The 19,057-nt window shown below is 74.4% G+C and carries 10 protein-coding genes; 4 read left to right on the plus strand and 6 right to left on the minus strand.

Annotated features, from left to right (window positions below):
• Positions 1-66: 66 nt before the first annotated feature.
• Together WME96_RS07610 and WME96_RS07615 are read right to left on the minus strand one after the other, a co-directional pair.
• On the minus strand, positions 67-1,317 hold the full coding sequence (locus WME96_RS07610; protein ID WP_437289501.1) for an efflux RND transporter periplasmic adaptor subunit: 1,251 nt from the start codon (positions 1,315-1,317) through the stop codon (positions 67-69).
• The gene (locus WME96_RS07615; protein WP_437289502.1) at positions 1,314-4,487 is read right to left on the minus strand and encodes an efflux RND transporter permease subunit; all 3,174 of its coding nucleotides are present in this window, start codon (positions 4,485-4,487) and stop codon (positions 1,314-1,316) included. Before WME96_RS07615 ends, WME96_RS07610 begins: the two co-directional genes overlap by 4 nt.
• 125 nt (positions 4,488-4,612) lie before the next feature.
• On the opposite strand from WME96_RS07615, the gene WME96_RS07620 reads away from it, so the two are divergent.
• Positions 4,613-5,581: a LysR substrate-binding domain-containing protein gene (locus tag WME96_RS07620; protein WP_437289503.1), complete on the plus strand. Its 969-nt coding sequence runs from the start codon at positions 4,613-4,615 to the stop codon at positions 5,579-5,581.
• Between the two features lie 94 nt (positions 5,582-5,675).
• Positions 5,676-6,749, plus strand: coding sequence for a hypothetical protein (locus WME96_RS07625; RefSeq protein ID WP_437289504.1), 1,074 nt, complete (start codon positions 5,676-5,678; stop codon positions 6,747-6,749).
• Here the strand turns inward: WME96_RS07625 and WME96_RS07630 are convergent.
• The 3 genes from WME96_RS07630 to WME96_RS07640 form a co-directional block, all read right to left on the minus strand.
• Entirely contained in the window at positions 6,700-8,856 is a 2,157-nt protein-coding gene (locus WME96_RS07630) for a substrate-binding domain-containing protein (protein ID WP_437289505.1), read from the minus strand. The two genes, WME96_RS07625 and WME96_RS07630, sit on opposite strands and share 50 nt — an antisense overlap.
• Positions 8,857-9,164: 308 nt before the next feature.
• On the minus strand, positions 9,165-10,166 hold the full coding sequence (locus WME96_RS07635) for a hypothetical protein (protein WP_437289506.1): 1,002 nt from the start codon (positions 10,164-10,166) through the stop codon (positions 9,165-9,167).
• Positions 10,167-10,226: 60 nt separating this feature from the next.
• Entirely contained in the window at positions 10,227-10,850 is a 624-nt protein-coding gene (locus WME96_RS07640) for a hypothetical protein (protein WP_437289507.1), read from the minus strand.
• Positions 10,851-11,128: 278 nt separating this feature from the next.
• Between WME96_RS07640 and WME96_RS07645 the strand changes: the two genes are divergently transcribed.
• Positions 11,129-12,808: a hypothetical protein gene (locus WME96_RS07645; RefSeq protein WP_437289508.1), complete on the plus strand. Its 1,680-nt coding sequence runs from the start codon at positions 11,129-11,131 to the stop codon at positions 12,806-12,808.
• A gap of 405 nt (positions 12,809-13,213) precedes the next feature.
• On the opposite strand, the gene WME96_RS07650 is transcribed toward WME96_RS07645, so the two are convergent.
• Positions 13,214-18,250, minus strand: coding sequence for a sigma 54-interacting transcriptional regulator (locus WME96_RS07650; RefSeq protein WP_437289509.1), 5,037 nt, complete (start codon positions 18,248-18,250; stop codon positions 13,214-13,216).
• A gap of 99 nt (positions 18,251-18,349) precedes the next feature.
• Between WME96_RS07650 and WME96_RS07655 the strand changes: the two genes are divergently transcribed.
• Positions 18,350-19,042 (plus strand): hypothetical protein, encoded by a 693-nt coding sequence (locus WME96_RS07655; RefSeq protein ID WP_437292286.1) that lies wholly within the window; start codon positions 18,350-18,352, stop codon positions 19,040-19,042.
• Positions 19,043-19,057: the final 15 nt, after the last annotated feature.

Raw genomic sequence — 19,057 nt, forward strand, 5'->3', positions numbered from 1 at the left:
GAGGCAGATCCCTGGCAGGACTTCTGCCCTTGCCACGCCGCCCGCGCGCCGGGCGGCGGCGGGCGATCACGGAATGACCTCGACGGCCATCCCGTCGGCGAGCTCGGCGCTCGCGAGCTTCACGATGCGCTCGCTCCCGTCGAGCCCTGTCGCGATATGGAGCGTCGCGCCGGTGTCGCGCTCGATCGCGATGGGCACGAAGCGGATCTTGTCCCCGGGGTCGACGACGGCCACGCGGAGCCCCTTCGCGTCGTTGTAGAGCGACGTCGCCGGGATCTCGAGCGCGCGGCGCGGCGTCGGGAGCGTCAGCGAGACCTCCGCGTACATGCCCGCGAGGAGCTTGCCGTCGGGGTTCGGCACCCGCACCTCGGTGTTCATCGTCCGGGTCGCCGCGTCGAGCGCGCCGGCCGTCCGCGCGACCGTGCCCTGGAACGGGTGCCCCGCGAACTCGCGCACCGTGACCTTCGCGGGCGCGTCGACGCGCACGCTGGGCGCGACGTCCTGCGGGACGCCGACGAAGACGCGCACCGGGTCGGTCGCCGAGATCTTGAAGAGCGGCGTCGCGTTGCCCGCCGTGACCAGCGCGCCGCGATCGACCGTGCGCGAGGTGACCGTCCCGGCGAACGGCGCGGCGACCTTCGCGAACTTCTTCAGGTCGAGGAGGCGCTGGATGCTCGCCTGCTGCGCGGCGATCGCCGCCTGCGCCACGGTGACGCTCGCCTCGGCGACGTGCGCCTGCCCCTGCCGCTGCTCGAGCTCCTCCTGCGGCGCCACGCCCGCGGGCACGAGCTGCTCGTAGCGCTTCACGCTCGACATCGACAGGTCGCGGTTCGCCTTCGCCTGCACGAGGCCCGCGTTCGCCTGCACGAGCTGCGCGCGCGCCTGCGCGAGCTCCTGATCGAGCTCGGGCGTGTCGATCTCGGCGAGGACCTGCCCCTCCTCGACCCTGTCGCCGATGTCGACGAGCCACTTGCGCACGTAGCCGCTCACGCGCGGGTAGACGACCGTCTCCTCGAGCGGCTGGACGCTGCCCGGAAGGACGAGCGCCCGGTCGCTCGACACCGGCTGCGCCGCGATCACCGCCACGCGCGGGGCGGCGCCCTCGCCGGCGCGCACGCCCTCCTCGAGCGCGGCGCGGGCGCTCCGGCGGGGCAGGTAGGACGAGGCGAACGCCGCGCCGAGCACGACGAGCACGCCCACGCCGAGGGCGACGCCGCGCGTCCGCGTCATCACGGCGGGCGGGGGGAGCTGGAACCCGAGGTCGTCGGCCGGAGGGCCCGGGGGCGGAGCGGGGGCAGGGGGATCGGGGGGGCTCATAGGTCCTCTGCGAGCGGGTCTCTGGCCGGCGCCTTGTTCCGGAGGATGCTGTACATCACGGGCACGAAGAAGAGCGTGCTGCTCGTTGCAATGATCAACCCGCCGACGACCGCGCGGCCCAGCGGGGCGTTCTGCTCGCCGCCCTCGCCCAGGCCGATCGACATGGGCAGCATGCCGAAGATCATCGCGAGCGCGGTCATGAGCACCGGCCGGAGGCGCGTCATGCCCGCGGCGAGCGCAGCGGCGCCCGCGTCGCGGCCGAGCTTGCGCTGGTCGTTCGCGAACGTCACGACCAGGATGCTGTTCGCGGTCGCGACGCCGACGCACATGATCGAGCCCATGAGCGCGGGCACGCTCAGCGTTGTGTGCGTGAGGAAGAGCATCCACGCGATGCCCGCGATCGCGCCCGGGAGCGCCATCAGGATGATCAGCGGGTCGAGCCACGACTGGAAGTTCACGACCATCAGCAGGTAGACGAGCACGACCGCGAAGAGCAGCCCGTAGCCGAGCCCCCGGAACGAGGACTCCATGCTCTCCGCCTGCCCCTTGATGGTCACCTTCGTCCCGCGCGGCAGATCGGGCCGGAGCTCGTCGACGACGCGCGCGACGGCGTCCGCGACCGATCCGAGGTCGGTGCCGTCGACGTTCGCCTGGACGTCGAAGGTCCGCGCGACGTTGTAGTGGGTGATGTTGGCCGGGCCGGTGCTGCGCGACAGCGAGGCGACGTTGGACAGGAGCTGGGGGCGGCCGTCGCCGGTCGAGAGCGGCGTGGCGTTCAGGTCGTCGATCGACCCGATCGCGTGCTGGGGGGTCTGCACGGCGACGAGGTACTGCACGCCGCGCTTGTCGAGCCAGTAGGTCGGCGACGTCTGCCCGCTCGACGAGAGCGAGACGAGGACGTCGCTCGCCACGTCGCGCTGGGTGAGCCCCATCTGGTCGGCCATGGTGCGGTCGACGTTGATCCGGAGCTGCGGCCTCGCCGGCACCTGCGCGAGGTGGACGTCGACCGCGCCCGGGATCTTCTCCATGCGATCGGCGATCCGCTGCGCCACGGCGAGGGTGTCGTCCTCCTTGCCGATCGGGCCCACGACCTGGACGTTGATCGGCGCGGCGAGGCCGAAGTTCAGCACCTGCGTCGAGATGTCGGGGGCGAGGAAGAAGAACGTCGTGTCGGGGTACGTCGCGTTGAGCTTCGCGCGGAGCTGCCGGACGTAGTCGGCCGTCGGCCGGTGGTGCTCCTCGAGCGCGATGAAGATCTGCCCGTCGGCCGACGAGATCTGCGCGCCCTCGCTCAGCGACAGGTTGATGCCGCTCGCCGGGATCCCGATGGTGTCGAGCATCGTGCGGATCTCGCCCGGCGGGATCACCTCCCGGATGGTCTGCTCGATCCGGGCGAAGTGCCGCTCGCTCTCCTCGAGGCGGGTGCCCGGCGCGCCGCGCACGTGGAGCTTGATGAGCCCCGCGTCGACGCTCGGGAAGAAGTCGCGGCCGAGCAGCGGGACGAGCGCGACCGAGGCGGCGACGAACGCGAGGAACACGCCGACGAACCCGGCGCGGTGCGCGAGCGCCCACGCGAGCCACCCGCCGTAGGCCGCCCGCAGGCGGTCGAAGGCGCGGTTGAAGGCGGCGAAGACGCGCCCGAACAGGCTCTTCGGGCCTCCATGGCCGTGGCCCTGCGCGTGCTCCGCCGCCTCGCGCTCGAGCAGCAGGCGCACGAGGGTCGGGACGAGCGTCCGCGACAGGAAGTACGACATCAGCATGGCGAAGACGACCGCGAGGGCCATCGGCACGAAGAGCGACCTCGCGGCGCCGGTGATGAACGCCACCGGCACGAACACGATGCAGATGCAGAGCGTGGCGACGAGCGCCGGGACGGCGATCTCCTGCGCCCCGTCGATGATGGCGCGGATGAACGGCTTCCGCTGCCCGAGGTTGCGGTGGATGTTCTCGATCGCCACCGTGGCGTCGTCGACGAGGATGCCGACCGCGAGCGCCATCCCGCCGAGCGTCATCACGTTGAGCGTGTAGCCGAGCGCGTTCAGGGCGATGATCGAGACGAGGATCGAGAGCGGGATGCTGATGACGACGATGAGCGTGCTGCGCCAGCTCCCGAGGAACAGCAGGATCATCAGCGCGGTGAGCCCCGCGGCGATGAGCGCCTCGTGCACGACGCCGTCGACCGCCGCGCGCACGAAGATCGACTGGTCGAAGAGCAGCGAGACCTTGAGCTCCTTCGGGAGCTTCTCCAGCGTGGCCGGCAGCGTCGCGTGGATGCGCGAGGTGATGTCGAGCGTGCTCGCGTTCCCGTTCTTGAGCACGCTGAGGAGCACGCTGCGCTTGCCCTCCACGTGCACCATGTTCGTCTGCGGCGAGCTCCCGTCGCGGACGCTCGCGACGTCGCGGAGGTACACGGTCGTCCCGTTGACGGTCCTGAGCGGCAGCTTGCCGAGCTCCTCGAACGCCTCGGGGCTGCTGTTCATGATGACGGGGTACTCGTTCTCCCCCATCTTCGCCGTCCCGGAGGGCAGGATGACGTTCTGCATCCCGAGGGCGGCGTTCACGTCGCGCGGCGACAGCCCCCAGGCGAAGAGGCGCTGCGGGTCGATGTCGACCATGATCTGGCGCTGCTTGCCGCCGTACGGGTACGGGATCTGCGTGCCGCGGATCGTGGCGATGTCCGCGCGGATGAAGTTGACCGCGTAATCGAAGAGCTGCTGCTCGCTCAGCGACTCGCTCTCGAGCGCGGCCTGCAGGATGGGCACGTTGGAGGCGCTGTAGCGAATGATGAGCGGCGGGCTGATGCCGGGCGGCATCATGCGGATCGCCGACTGCGAGACCGCCGTGACCTGCGCGGTGGCGGCCTCGATGCTGGCGCCGGGCTGGAGGAAGATCTTGATGATCGAGATGCCCGTGAGCGACTGGCTCTCGATGTGGTCGATGTCGTTGACGGTGGTCGTGAGGAAGCGCTCGTAGTTATTGACGATGCGCTTCTCCATCTCCTCGGGAGGGAGGCCGCCGTAGTTGAAGATGACGGACAGGACCGGGATGTCGATGTCGGGGAAGATGTCCGTCGGCATCCGGGTGATCGTGAACACGCCCAGGATGACGATCAGCATCGACATCACGATGAACGTGTACGTGCGTTGAAGCGCGATTCGGACGAGCCACATGGGCGACTTCCCGTCCCCCTCCGGAGCGCCCCGGCCGGGGGGGACGCCCGGAGCAGGCTCCGCTTTTAGGGTGCCCGAGACGTTCGTCCAATCTATTATTTCGTATCACACGATACCTTCAAGGTATGGATCTGCGCCACCTCCGGTACTTCACGGCCGTCGCCGAGGAGCGGCATTTCGGCCGCGCGGCGCGGCGGCTGGGCATCGCGCAGCCCCCGCTGAGCCGGCAGATCCAGGATCTCGAGTCCGAGCTCGGGTTCTCGCTCTTCGACCGCTCGCGGCGGCGCGTCGAGCTGACGCCGGCGGGCGCCGTCTTCCTCGCCCACGTGCGGCGGGTCTTCGACGCGCTCGAGCTCGCGGTGCACGAGGCCCGGCGCGCGAGCGTCGGCGAGACAGGGCGGCTCGTGGTCGGGTACCTGTCGTCGCTCGCCTACAGCGGCATCACCGAGCTGGTCCGCGCCTTTCGCACGGAGTTCCCGTCGGTGGAGCTCGCGCTGCGCGAGATGCCCCCGCAGGAGCAGATCGAGGCGCTCAAGGACGGGCGCATCGACGTCGGCTTCGTGAGGGCGCCGCTCGACGACGCCCGGCTCACCGCCGAGCGCGTGCGGCGCGAGCCGCTCGTCGTCGCCCTGCCGGCCGATCACCCGCTCGCCGGGCGCAAGCGCATCCCGCTCGAGCTCCTGTCGCGCGAGCCGTTCGTCGTGTTCCCGCGCCAGCGCGGGTCGGCCTTCTTCGACCTCGTGATGGGGCTCTGCCGCGAGGCGGGCTTCTCGCCGCGCATCGTGCAGGAGGCGCTGCACCTCGACATCCTGAGCCTGGTGGCGGCGGGCTTCGGCGTTTCCATCCTGCCGGAATCCATCAAGAACATCCGGCGCTCCGGGCTCGCGCTGCGGCCGATCGTGGGCGCGCCGTCGACCGACCTCCTCATCGCCTGGCGCGCCGACGACGCCTCGCCCACGCTCGGGCAGTTCCTTGCGTTCGTGCGGCGGGTCGGCGTCGACAGGCCGCGCGCCGCGCGCCGCGCGCCGCGCGAGGGCGCGCCGCGCGGCCGCGCCCGCGGGGCCGCCGCGGCGGGGCCGGGGACCGAGGAGTAGCGGCGCCGCGCGCGACCGGACGTCGAATTTCAAATGGCGCCCCCGCCCGGGCGCCACGTACTCGCAGCATCGGGACCTCCTCCGAAGGGTGGATATGTTGCGAGCTCTCCGCGCCGTCGCCTCCGCAGGTGTGCTCTCTCTATCGCTCGCGGCGTGCGCGCGCGGCACGACGCTCGGTCCCGTCTCGGGCGCGAGCGCGGGGGAGGGCGGGAGCGGCGGCGCGGGCGGCACGCCGGCGTGGGACGCGGGCGAGCCGGGCGACGTGTTCGAGGGGGACGTGGGCGAGCCGGGCGGCCGGGATGGCGCAGGGGGCGGCCTCGGCAAGGGCGTGTGGATCCCACCGCCGGTCAGCAGCGGGCCCGGTCCGTGCTCCGAACTGACGGCGCATCACATCTACGTGGTCACGGGGGACGCCGAGCTCTTCTCGTTCCACCCGGCCTCGAGCGAGCTCCGGCCCATCGGCGAGCTCGACTGCCCCGTCACCCACGAGGACGGCACGTTGGCCTCGAACGTGTGGCCCCTCTCGATGGCGGTCGATCAGAGCGGCTTCGCCTGGATCCTGGACGTCAACGGGTACGTCGTGCGCCTCGACATCGCGACAGGCCGCTGCGAACAGACGTCCTTCAGGAAAGAGCCCGTGGACCTGTTCCGCGCTTTCGGCATGGCGTTCGCGTCCGACGGCGTCCCTGGCCGGGAGACGCTCTATGTGCGCGAGGCGTGGCTCAACGGGAAAACCGAGGAGGGGGCTGTCCGGACGCTCGGCGTCTTCGACACGCAGCGCCACACGGTCACCCTCGTCGGCGGCGGGGCGGGCGGCGACGCGGACCTGACCGGCACGGGGGATGGCCGGCTCTTCGGGTTCGAGAGGGGAGCGCCGGGGGAGACGGCGTTCCTCAGCGAATACACGAAAGCGACCGGCGCCACGCGCTCGCAAACGCCGCTGCCCGGCCTGGCCATCCAGGAGGGCGCGAGCTGGGCGTTCGCGACCTGGGGAGGCGACTTCTGGCTCTTCCTCTCCAGCCCTGACGCGGTCGGCTCGGGCAGGTCGAGCGTCCACCGGTGGAGCCCGAGCTCCGGCGCCCCGCCCGTCCTCGTGAGGGACGACCTGCCGCCCCGGATCATCGGCGCGGGCGTGTCGACGTGCGCTCCGACCGAGGTGCCTCGGTAGCGAGCGCCCGGCGCTGGCGCAGCGCCGAGAGCGCCCTGCCGAGCGTCGAGTGGAGGGTCATGCCCTCGAGGTCGACGCCGAGCTGCGTGAAGCCCTGCGCGACCTGCGGCCGCATGCCCACCACGATGACCTCGGCGCCGAGCAGGACGGCGGCGCGGGCCGTCTTCATCAGCGACTCGGCGACCTGCAGGTCGGCGAAGGGCACGCCGGTGATATCCATCAGCAGGACGTCGGCTTCCTGGCGGCTGATCTCCGTGAGCACCACCTCGAGCACCTGGCGCGCGCGCCCGAGATCGATGGCGCCGACGAGCGGCACGAGCAGCACCCCGCCGTCGAGGGGGATGACCGGGCACCCGAGCCGGCGCACGGCGTCGGCCAGGGCGTGCTCGCGCTCGTAGGCGGCGCGCGTCTGCCGCTCCTGCTCGACGAGCGACTCGATGAGCGACGCGCGCTCGAACGCCGCGGTGAGCATCGCCACCCACACGGCCATGTCGCGGTGATCGAGCCCGAGCGGGCTGCTCACCGGCGCGCAGACCGCCATGACGCCGCGATCCTCGTCCTCGCTGCGGAGCGGGATGAGCCGGATCACATGGTCGCCGTCGTACTGGACCGCGGCAGGCAGCCAGTCGCCGCGCGGGAACTCCGCTGCTGCGACGCGCGTGCCCGGCGCCGGCGAGGCGGCCTCGTCGCCGGGGCAGGAGCTCTCGACGATCCGCAGCACGGGGCCGGCGTCCGCCGGCGCCTCCCACACGGCGAGGCACCCCCAGCTCATCTGCACCGCGGAGAGCCAGCTCAGCTTGCTCCCGCCGCCGCCCGCGTGCTCCAGCAGCGTCTCCCGGATGACGAGGTTGATGTCGAGCAGGCCGTTCAGGTAGTCGGCGCGCGCCGTCTCGACCGCCACCCGGCTCCGCATCATGGCGCGCCGGGCCTCCCGGACGTACGCCGCGACGCGCTCCGCGGCGGCGGCGTCGCCCGCGCCGTCGAGCATCGCCCGGCCTGCTCGCTCCAGCCGATCGACCATCGCGAGGAGCAGGTCGATGTCGGGCATCTGCTCCACGGCCTCTCGCCACGCTCGCTCCAGCGCCGCCGCGGCGGGGCCGGGCCGGCCCTGGACGGCGGCCTGGAGCCCGAGGACCACCTCCGCCACCCCGGGCCAGGCATCGGCGTCGGAGGGCGGCGCCGCGCTCCGGTCGAGCGTCGTCGAGAAGCTCGCGAGGGCGACCAGATCCCGGGCCAGCGCGTCGGCCTCGCCGGCGGCGCCCCCGGGCGGCGCCGGCTCGCCCTGCGCCAGCGCGGGCGAGCAGCCGCAGGAGCGGCGCACGACAAGGGTCGTCGGCCCGATGTGCCCCGCGCTCGGGACATCCCGGCCGGCGAGCAGATCGATGAGGAGCTGGGCGGCGGTGCTGCCGAGCCAGTCGAACTGCTGGCGGACGGTGGTGAGCGGCGGGGAGGCGTACCTGGCCGCCTCGATGTCGTCGAAGCCGACGAGGGCCATGTCCTCGGGGACGCGGACGCCTGCCTCGGCGAGGGCGTCGAGGGCGCCGAGCGCCCCCTGGTCGGTGGCCATGAACAGCGCGGTGCAGGACAGTCCCGCCTCGAAGACGCGCTGTACGGCGAGCCGCCCGCTCGCCCGCTCGTTGCTCGGGAGCTCGATGACGAGGGCGGGGTCGAACGGAATCCCGCCCTCGTCCAGCGCGTCCCGGTAGGCCTGGAAGCGCTGCCGGATGTCGTCATGGGCCATGTTGCCCGCGAAGAGGATCCGCCGGTGACCGTGCGCGATCAGGTGACGGACGGCCGCCAGGGCGCCGCCGTGGTTGTCGGGCAAGACGTGGGGGCAGCGCGCGTCCCTGGCGCAGGTGCTGAGGGTCACGACCGGCCGGCCGTCGTCGAGGAAGCGCTCGATATCCGTGGGATCGATCAGCGCGATCCACCCGTCGATCTGGTCTCGCGCGAGCTTCAGCTCGTGGACGTACCGCGGGGACGACTTGATGGCGATCACCCGGTATCCGGAGCGCGCGGCGGCCGACTGGATACCGCCGAGCAGCTCGCAGAAATACGTACCCCAGATGTCGGGGCACATGATGCCGATGGCTCTATCGAGCGACATGGTGGCAGGATCCTCGGTGGTCCTCGGCTTCGACGTTCCGTCGTGCCGCGATCACGAGCGGAGATGGGTAGCACGAGGCCCACGCCCGGCCATGCGGCGCTGCGGCGCGCTCGCGGCGGGAGCGCGCCCTCGTCGTCTCCCGCGTTCCCGCGCTCTCACGTCCGGTCCCCGGTCGTTTGCTGATAGCGGTGCTGTGCGGCAAGCGGCGCGAGTATCGGACGGATGGCTTCGTTTGTCAGCACCGTTCGTGCGTTGGCGAGGGCACCTCGGCGGCCGACCTCATGGGGCCGGAGCCCCGCTGGACGATGTCATGGCCTCTCCTGTCCGGCCTTCGACGCGCACGTCTCGTCCTCGAACGAGCACACCTTGCCTGTGCGCAGATCCACGAAGTACCAGGCGAGCGTCATCAACATGGGGGAGGTGTTGCACGGCGGAGCGAGGTGCATCCGGACGTGCGCCCTCGCCCTGTCGACGCTCTCGGGCCGGAAGGCGATACAGGAGGCGCCGGCGGGCCCTCGTTGCTTCAGCGCCCAGGCCCTGGCCAGGAGGACGGCTCTTTGCGCCTTCTGCTCGAGGTCCTGGAGAAAGCGCTCGATGGGCACGTAGGACTTGCCGTCGTGCCACATCGCCGCGCCGCGCCGCATATCGACGCGGAATCGCTCCGTGGCGCACAGGGTGCTCGCCGGGGAGCATGTCTCGTCGGCTCGCGCGATGAGATCGAAGACGTGGCCGCGGGGTGCCTCCAGCGCGAGCGCATCGCCGCCGGCCCATTTCCACTCGAGCACCTGGCGGAGCGCGGCGACCGCGGGGTGATGGTCCGTGTACCAGCTCGCCTTGAACGCCCCGTACTCGCGGACCTCGCCGCCGTCGTCCCATGAGGGCTCGCGCGTGAGCCTGTCGACGTGGAAGCGCGCGAGCCGTCGACGACCATCGGACGAGAGCACGGACACGCGGAGGTGCGTGGCCGTCTCGCCGTCGACGCGCAGCTTGACGGCACCTCCCCAGTCGATGGCGTCGTCGATGAAGCGCTTCTCCAGCGCGGAGACGGCCGCTCTCGGCGACTCCTCGCGTGCGGCGAGGAACTCGCGCATCGGCCGCGGAACGGCCCTGTCCCACCAGCGCACCGCGCCAGCGCGCCGGTCGACGGCGAACGTGGCGAGCGGCGCGGCGCGCTCGCTGAACGGAGCGCAATGGATGGGACCGCGCGCTCGCAAAGCTCCACCCGTGCGGGCGAGCTGCGATAGCAGCGCGGCGCCCAGGGCGCCGACGCCGGCGCGCAGCCGGGAGGCGCGGGACGGGCTCAGCGACATCGGCGCAGCGTAACGCCCAGCCCGTATCCCCGCTTCCTCCCGCAGGGCCTCGGCCGATGCTCACGCCCCGTGCGGCGGGCGCTGCTCGGCGTCGCTCGCGAAGGGGAGCGCCTGCTGCTCGACGATCACCCGACCCCTGCGCTTCGGCCGGCGCGGCGGCGCCCCGGCCTCGGCCGGCTCGCTCTCGGGCCGCTCGCCCGCCCGCTCGGCGCAGCGCGGGCAGACGGCCGGCGGCGGCTCGTCCGGCTCCGGCGATGCGGCGGCGGGCGGGGGCGGCGCGTGGGGCTCCGGCGCCGCCTCGGGCTGCGGGGGATCGACAGGCTCCGGCTCGGCCCTCTCCAGCTCGGCGCGGCCGCGCGCGTGCTCGGCGGTCACCAGGGCGCGGAGGGCGCGGGCCGCGGCCCGGTGCTCGGCGGCGGCCCGGCGCAGGCGCGCGACCAGCTCGAGCGCCGCACGCGAGGGCGCCTGGAAGCGGGCGCGCTCGCGGTGCGCGCAGCCGTCGTGCCCGCCGCCGCCGCTGCTGCCGCAGTCGATGCAGATCCGATCGAGCGAGAGCGGCCCTCCCGCGGCGGAGAACGCCTCGTCCGCCGCGGTGTCGTCGGGCGGGATCGCGTCGACCGGCGGGTCCTCGGACGGCGGCGGCAGCTCTTCGACGACGACGGCGGCGGCCTTGCGGGAGCGCATGCCTGTCGGCTAGCAGATGAATGAACAGATGTACAGTGCGAGCCGGCGCACGCTCGCCCGGCGGCGTGCGCGTCGGCGTGGGGGGACGGCCGGCGGCGTGCGCGCGGGCGTGGGGGGACGGCCGGCGGCGTGCGCGCGGGCGTGGGGGGACGGCCGGCGGCGTGCGCGCGGGCGTGGGGGGACGGCCGGCGGCGTGCGCGCGGGCGTGGGGGGACGGCCGGCGGCGTGCGCGCCAGGGGTCGGGGAGGAGCGCAGGGCCGATGTGATAGCCTGCCGCCATGATCGTTCCGCCCGCGCAGCCCGCACCCGGCAGCGCGCTGATCTGGCCCTCGCGAGGCGCCCGGCACGCCCGCGCGGCCTGCCTCGTGGGGGCGGCCGCGGCCTGCTTCGCGCTTGGCTGTCAGAGCATCCTCGGCATTCACGACGTCTCGCGCGACGGCGCCGGGGGCGCCGGCGGCGAGGACGTCAGTGCGGCCGGCGGAGGAGGGGCCGGCGGCGGGCCTGCGCATGGCAGCGGCGGGGGGATGCCCCAGCCGGGCTTCTCCATCGCGCTCGACCGGCCGGCGGTGCGCGTTGCGCGCGGCAGCTCGGCGGAGCTCACGGTCACCGTCGACCGCTCGGGCGGCTTCGCGGGCGACGTCGCGCTCTCGGTGGCGGATCTGCCGAGCGGGGTCACCGCCAGCCCGGTCGTGGTCCCGGGCGGCGAGACCACCGGCGTCATCACGGTGGCGGCCGACCCGCTCGCGACCGTCGGCGGCGCCGCGCCCTCGCTCCGGGCCAGCGCCGCTGGCCTGGAGGACCGCGCAGCGCCGGTCTCCCTCCTCGTCGCCGACCCGCCGGGGGCGCTCGATCAGTCGTTCGACGGCGACGGCATCGCCACGAGCGGGACGGCCCACGAGGCGCGCGCCGTCGTCGTGCAGCAGGACGACAAGATCCTCGTCGCCGGGGTCGAGGGCGAGACGTGGGGGCTCGCGCGCTTCCTGCCGAGCGGCGCGCTCGATCCCGACTTCGGCACGGGGGGCCTCGTCGTCGGTCAACGGGGCTCGGTCTCGTCGCTGGCCTTGCAGCCGGACGGGCGAATCCTCGCGGTGGGGACGCGAGACGGCCAGCTTGCGATCGTCCGGTTCAACGTGAGCGGCGGAATCGATCAGGCCTTCGGCGCGAGCGGGGTCGCGAGGCTCGGTCCGGCATCGATCAGCAGCTCGGAGGGCTTCGACGTCTGCGTCCAGACCTCCGGGGCGATCATCGCTGTCGGCGTCGGCTCCGGCAACCGAGGTGTCGTCGTGAGGTTCTCTTCCGCCGGCGACCTCGATGAGGGGTTCGGCAGCTTCGGCATCATCTCGATGGATGAGCGCCCGTTACACGCCCTCGCTCTCGACGAGGGCGATCACATCATGGTCGGAGGGAGTCAGATGACCGCTGACCCGGCCTTCCTCGCGGCGCGGCTCGACCGCGACGGGAACTTCGATCCGGGCTTCGGGACCGGCGGCGTCGCCTACCTCGACGCCACGCCGTACGCCGATACCGATCTCGCCCTCGGCGGGGACGGCAAGCCCGTCCTCGCGGGCTACGCGCTCGACGGCGTCAACATGTACGCGTTCGCGCGCTTCAACGCCGATGGCTCCGCGGACGCCACGTTCGGCGAGGGCGGCATGGTGAGGGCCGGCGCGGGCGAGGCCCAGTACACGCGAGCCTTTGGCGTCGCCATCCAGGCAGACGGCAAGATCCTGGGTGCGGCCTCGGGGGGGACGCCGGCCTCGCGCCTGAGGGCCAAGATCCTCCGGCTCCTGCCGGATGGCACGATGGATCCCGGGTTCGGCACCTCGGGCGCGGTCGTGCTCGATGACCACCCCGAAGCGAACTACCTCCGCGCCGTCGCCGTCCAGCGCGACGGCCGCATCGTGGCCGTGGGCAAGCGCTCGGGCCTCGGCCTCATGGTGGTGCGCGTCTGGGACTAGAGCACCGATCACGTCGATCGACCCGAAATGAACCGCCAAGACGCCAAGGACGCCAAGAGGAGAACAAGATCTTGGCGTCGTTGGCGTCTTGGCGGTTCGAATCTCTGCTCTTTCGAGCGGTTTCAACCCATTTGTGGTTTCATGCGCCAGGATCCAGAGGCGCTCGAAGCTCGCGCCAGGGACCCGGAGAGCGATTGAAAAGGCGCATGGCGCATGGCGCATGGCGCATGGCGCATGGCGCATGGCGCATGGCGCATGGCGCATGGCGCATGGCGCATGGCGCATGGCGCATGGGCGCAGAGGCGCAATCCATCGATCTGACTTGCGCCTTTGCGCCTTTGCGCCTTTGCGCCTTTGCGTTGAAATCTCTCTCCGGACACCGGCAGGCCCTGTGCCCCGCGGCGCTCACCCGGTCCGGCCCGCGCGCCCCTCGCCTCCTTCGCGGCGCAGCAGCCCGTAGCGCTCGAGCTTCCGGTACAGCGTCGTCCTCGGGATCCCGAGGCTGCGCGACACCTCGCACACGTTCCAGCGGCACAGCTCGAGCGCGGCGCGGATCCGCTCCTCCTCGGCGTCCCGGTACTCGGCGCGCGACCGGCCCCGCGGCGCCGGGGCCGCCGACGGGAGCTGGATGTCGGCCGGGCCGATCTCCGGGCCCGGCGCGAGCACGCACGCGCGCGCGAGCACGTTCTCGAGCTGCCTCACGTTGCCCGGCCAGCCGTACGACGTGAGCCGCCGGAGCGCGCCCCGGGACAGCCGGAAGGCCGGGCGGCCGTGGCGCGCCGCGAGCTTCTCGACGATCGCCTGCGCGATCGCCGGGATGTCGTCCGGGCGATCGCGCAGCGGCGGCAGGCGGATCTCGATGACGCTGACCCGGTAATAGAGATCCTCGCGGAAGCGCCCCCGCGCGACCTCCTCCCGCAGGTCGCGGTTCGTCGCGCAGACGATCCGCACGTCGGGCACCGGGATGCTCCGGTCCGACCCCACCGGCCGGATCGTGCGCTCCTGGAGCGCGCGCAGCAGCTTCGCCTGCAGGGCGACAGGCATCTCGCCGAGCTCGTCGAGGAAGAGCGTCCCGCCCCGCGCGGCCAGGAACAGGCCGCCGTGGTCCCGGACGGCGCCGGTGAAGGCGCCCTTCACGTGGCCGAAGAGCTCCGACTCGAGCAGCGCCTCGGGCAGCGCGGCGCAGTTGACCGCCACGAACGGCCCCTCCCGCCGGGGCCCGCCCGCGTGGAGGGCGCGCGCGACGAGCTCCTTGCCGGTGCCGCTCTCGCCCGTCACCGTGACCGTGACGTCGCTGTCCGCGACGCGCTCGCAGAGCGCGAGCACCGCGCGCATCGGGGCGCTCCTCCCCGCGATCTCCGGGAAATCGCGGCGGGCGTCGGCGCGGCTCCGCTCGAGCTCGTGCGAGAGCCGCTCGATCTCGTCCGCCTGCGAGCGCATGAGCTCCGCGACCCGGCGCTGCTCCTCCTCGAGGGCGCGCGTGCGGTCCCTGAGCTCGGCCATCAGCCGGCCGTTGTGCAGCGCGACGGCGATCTGGTCCGCGAAGGCGCCGAGCAGATCCGCGTCTCCTTCCGCGAACTTGCCGCGCTGGAACCGGTTGTCGAGGTAGACGGCGCCGAGCACCGCGCCGTGCGCGCGGATCGGCACGCACACGATCGACCGGAGCCGCAGGCTGTGCACGGACGCGTTCCCGTGGAACCGCTCGTCGGCCAGCGCGTCGACCGTGAGCACCGCCTCCCCGCGCTCGACCACCCGCTTCGCGATGCCGTGGCTGAACTTGAGCTGGCTCTTGCCCACGCGCTCGCGATCGAGGTTCCGCGCGACAGCGACCTCGAGCTTGACCTTCGCCCGCCCGTCCGGCGGCGAGGACGCCGGCGCCGGCGAGGCGAGGATCACGAAGCCCCGCTCGGCGCCGGTCAGCTCGATCGCCGCGTCCATGGCGAGGCGGAGCACCTCCTCCGCGTCGAGCGTCGAGCTCAGGCGCCGGTTGATCTCGAGGAGCCTCAGCACGAGCTCCAGGCGGGCGCTGCCCGCGCTCGCCGCCCGCGCGGGCCCGCCGCGGAGCGCGGCCCGCCGGGGGTGCCGCCAGAAGACCTCGGCGAGCTCCGCGGGGAGCGTGCTCCCGATGCGCTCCCAGCACTCGAGCGCGGCCGTGCGGTGCCGCTCGGCCAGCGCCGCCGCCGACCGGAGGCGGAGCACCTCGGCGGACACCTCCTCGTGCCGCGCGTGGAGCTCGAGCTGCGAGACCCGCGCCACGAGGCCCGCGCCCCGCTGGACCTCCGCGAGCGCCGCGTCCGCGTCGCCGAGGGCCAGCGCGAGCTCCGCGCCCGCGGTCGCGTGGCGCAGCGCGAGATCGGCCGCGTCGGCCTCCCGGAGCAGCGCCGCGGCCTCGGCCAGGCGCGCGCCCGCCGCGGCCCCGTCCCGCGCGGCGAGGGCGATCTCCGCGGCGTGGAGCGCCGCCTCGCACGCCTCGCGCTTCGATCCGCGCGCCGCGTGGCCCGCGCGGGCCTGCTCGATCAGCCGCGCCGCCTCGCCGAGCGCGCCGCGCGCGGCGGCGATCTCCGCGGCGAGCCCGAGCGCCGCGGCGGCGATCTCCTCGGGGACGGGCGCGCGCAGGTCGGGGACGGGCGCGCGCAGGCGGGCGACGCCGAGCTCGGCCCGCTCGAGCAGGCCGATGTCCGCGTGGAGCTTGGCGAGGTTGAAGCGCAGGGTCGCCTCGGTCCGCTCCTTGGCGAAGGCGATGGCCGCCCGCAGCCCGCGCTCGTAGCAGCGCAGCGCCGCGCCCCAGTCGCCGAGCTGGTGCCGCGCCGTGCCCAGGTTGAGCGCGGCCGTGGCGAGCAGGTCGCCGAGGCCCTCCGCCTCGGCCAGGTCGAGCGCCTCCTGGAACCCGCGCGCCGCGAGGGCCGTGTCGCCGGCGCGGTAGGCGTGGAGCGCGTGGTAGCTCAGCGCGCGGGCGCGGGCGCGGGGCGAGCCCGACGCCGGCCGCAGCGCGACGGCGCGCGCCAGGCTGCGGAGCGCCCCGGCCTTGTCGCTCAGGTACCCGAGCGCGAGGCCCAGCGTCTCGGCGAGCTCCGCGGCGGCCTCGCCGGGCGGCGGCGTGGCGGCCTCGCCGGGCGGCGGCGCGGCGGCCTCGCCGGCCGGCAGCGCGGCGGCCTCGCCGGGCGGCGGCGCGGCAGCGGCCTCCGCGAGCGCGAGCGCGCCCTCGGCCTCGCGCCGCGCCTCGTCGTAGCGGCCGAGGCGCAGGAGGCAGCGCGCGGACAGGCTCGCGAGCCGCGCGTCGACGGCCCCGCGCGCCAGGGCGCGCGCGCGCTCGAGCTGCCGGAGCGCCCGCGCGACCTTGCCGAGCTTCTCGTAGCAGCGCGCCGCCCGGTACGAGAGCTCCGCGCCGGCGTCGGGCGGCGGCCCGCTCCGCCTCGCCCGCGCGAGCAGCGACAGCGCGCGCCGCGGGTCGCCGGCGGCCTCGACCGCCGACGCGGCGGCCACGAGCGTCCGCGCCGCCGGCATGGCCGCGCAGGCGGCGTCCGCGGCGCGCACCCAGGCGCGCGGCGCCCACTCGAACATCGGCTCGGACGCGAGCAGCGCCCGCCGCGCCGCCTCGTGGTCGCCCGCCAGGGCGAGCGCCCGCGCCCTGTCCGCGGCGCGCTCGCTGCGGAGCGCCGGGGCGATCGCCCCCTCGCCGGCGCCGCCGAGGTGCGCTGCCTGCGCCCGCGCGACCCCGCGCACCACCTCTGCGTCGAGCAGGGGCAAGAGCGCCCTCGCCTGCCCGGGCTGGCCCAGGCGGAAGCCGTCGCCGTCGAGGCGCGCGAGCCCCGCGGCCTCGAGCGCGTCGAGCGCCGCGCGCCCCACGCCGAGGGCCGCGGCGGCGTCGGGCCCGAGCCGGTCCGCGACCGCGAGCGCCGCGAGGGCGCGCGCCTCGTCGCGCGGGAGCGCGGCCAGGCGGCGGCGCCAGAGCTCCGGCGTGCCCGTCGTGTGCACGAACCCGTCGAGCTCCGCCTCGCTCAGCCGGCGCTGCGCGAGCGCGGCGCAGAGCTCCTTGAGCGCCCGCGGGCGGCCGCCGCTCGCCCGCAGGAGGTCGGCCACGCGCGCCGCCGTGGCCAGCGGCGCCGTCCAGACCCGCACCGCGGCCTCGTCCAGCGGGCCCAGCGGGAGCTCGACCGCCGCGCCGGGGCGCACGTCGAGCCGGTCGAGCGGATCGGCGGAGGCGATGAGCCAGAGGAGGGCGTCGGTCGGCTCGGTGGCCCGCACGAGCGCCTCGAGCAGCGCCCGGTCGTGCGCGCCGAGCCGGTCGGCGTCGTCGATCGCGAGCACGCGCGGGCGGCGTGCAGGCGCTGGAGGGGGCGGCGCGGAAGCCGGTGGCGCGTCGACCGACCCGGCCCGCGCGAGCTCGGCGCGGGCGCCGAGCAGCGCGTCGACGCCGGCCGGGAGCGAGGCGCGCCCGAGCGCGCGCAGCAGGAGCGCGCGCACCGGGTCCTCGCCGCGCGGCGCGCCCTCGACCACCTCCGCGCAGAGCTGGGCGCGCCACTTGAGCTCGCGGAACAGCCGCGACTTGCCGGCGCCCTCCTCGCCCGTGACCACCACGGCGCGCGGCCCGCGCTCGCCCCGGAGCAGCGCCTCGAGCGCCGCGCCGAACGCCTCGACCTCGCGCTCCCGCCCCACGATCTCGCCCGGCTCGCTGACGACCGCGGGCGCGCGCCGCGGCAGCCCGCCGGCGGAGAGGGCCTCGAGGACCTCCTCGACGCCGGAGGGCCGGCTGGCCGGATCCGCCGCGGTGAGCCGCTCCGCGAGCCGGCGCGCGGCGGCGGGGGGCGCCCCGGAGAGGAGCGGGAACAGGTCCTCGAGCGTGCGCCCCACCGCGAAGAGGTCGGAGCGCGCGCTCGGCGGGGCGCCCTGGAGGAGCTCGGGCGCGAGGAACCGCGCCGTGCCCGCGAGGTCCCCCGCCGCCGCGCGCATCCGGCGCGCCGCGCTGAGGTCGATGAGCACGCCGGCGCCGTCGTCCCGCACGAGGACGTTGTCGGGCTTGAAGTCGCCGTGGACGATGCCCGCGCCGTGGAGCCAGCCGAGCGCGTCGAGCGCGTCGAGCAGGACGGGAAGGGCCGCGCGGAAGGCGCGCCCCCGGGCGTGCTCCGCGAGCGTCCGGCCCCGGATGAGCTCCGCCGTGGTGTACGTGAGCGGCGCGCCGCCGCACGTCGTCCGGGCGAAGTCGTACGCGCGCGGCAGGCGCGGGTGGGCGCACCCCGAGAGCAGCGAGAACTCGCGCCGGAACGCCTCGACCGCGCGCGCGACGTCGAGGCCGCCGAAGCGCAGCGCCTTCAGCGCGACGTCGCGCTCGAAGAGGCGATCGCGCGCCTCGAAGACGGAGCCGAGCCCGCCGCGCCCGAGCGCGCGCACGACGTCGTAGCGGCCGTCGATCACGGCCCCTGGCGCAATGCCGGGCTGTACCATCGGTGCAGAGTGGAACAGAACGGTACAAACAAATCGACCGGAGCCTCCGGAAATCCGCGCTGTCGCGCTGGCACGGCTGTTGAACAGCCTGGCGGCGTGATGCGCTGGCTCGCGGTTCTTCTGGTGGCGTGCGTGGCCGGGTGCGGGGTGAACCCGATCCCGGAGCCGCCCGCCGCGCCCGAGCTCGGCGACGTGATCGCCGACATCTGCATGGTGTGCGACGCGTGGACCGTCGATCTCGCCGGCGGACCGGGCAGCGCGACGAACGCCGACGAGGTCTGGGCGGTGAGCCTCGACAAGGCCGCGCCGCCCGTCATCGCCGAGGTCGGCGCCGACGGGAGCTTCGCCCTCAGGCTGGAGGCATCCCTGGGCGACGAGGTGCGCGTCCAGGCGCGGCGCGGCGAGCAGCGCTCCGCGCCGGCGGATCTCGTCGTCACGCAGGGCGTCCTCAAGCGCGCGCCGCGCCCGCTCTCCGACTGCTTCGACGTCGCGCCGGAGCTCGAGCTGCCCGACACCCCGGTCGGCGCGGTGTCGACAGGCGTCCTCCGCCTCGAGCACGACTGCGCGGAGCCGCTCGTCATCGACGCGATCGCGCTCCGCGCGCCGGCCGTCGATATCGGCGTGGGGGAAGTGTCGGCTCCCGTGGTCCTGGCGCCCGGGGAGCGCCGCGACGTCCCCGTGGAGCTCCGGTCGAGCGCGCCCGGCCTGCACGAGGAGGTGTTGCTCATCGAGGTGTCCTCTCCCGCGGTCACCCGGCGCGCGGTGACGTTGTTCGGCCGCGGCGTGCCCTGACTCGACCGAAAGCTC

The organism is Sorangium sp. So ce406 (assembly GCF_051474675.1).
Classification (GTDB): Bacteria; Myxococcota_A; Polyangia; order Polyangiales; family Polyangiaceae; genus Sorangium; species Sorangium cellulosum_G.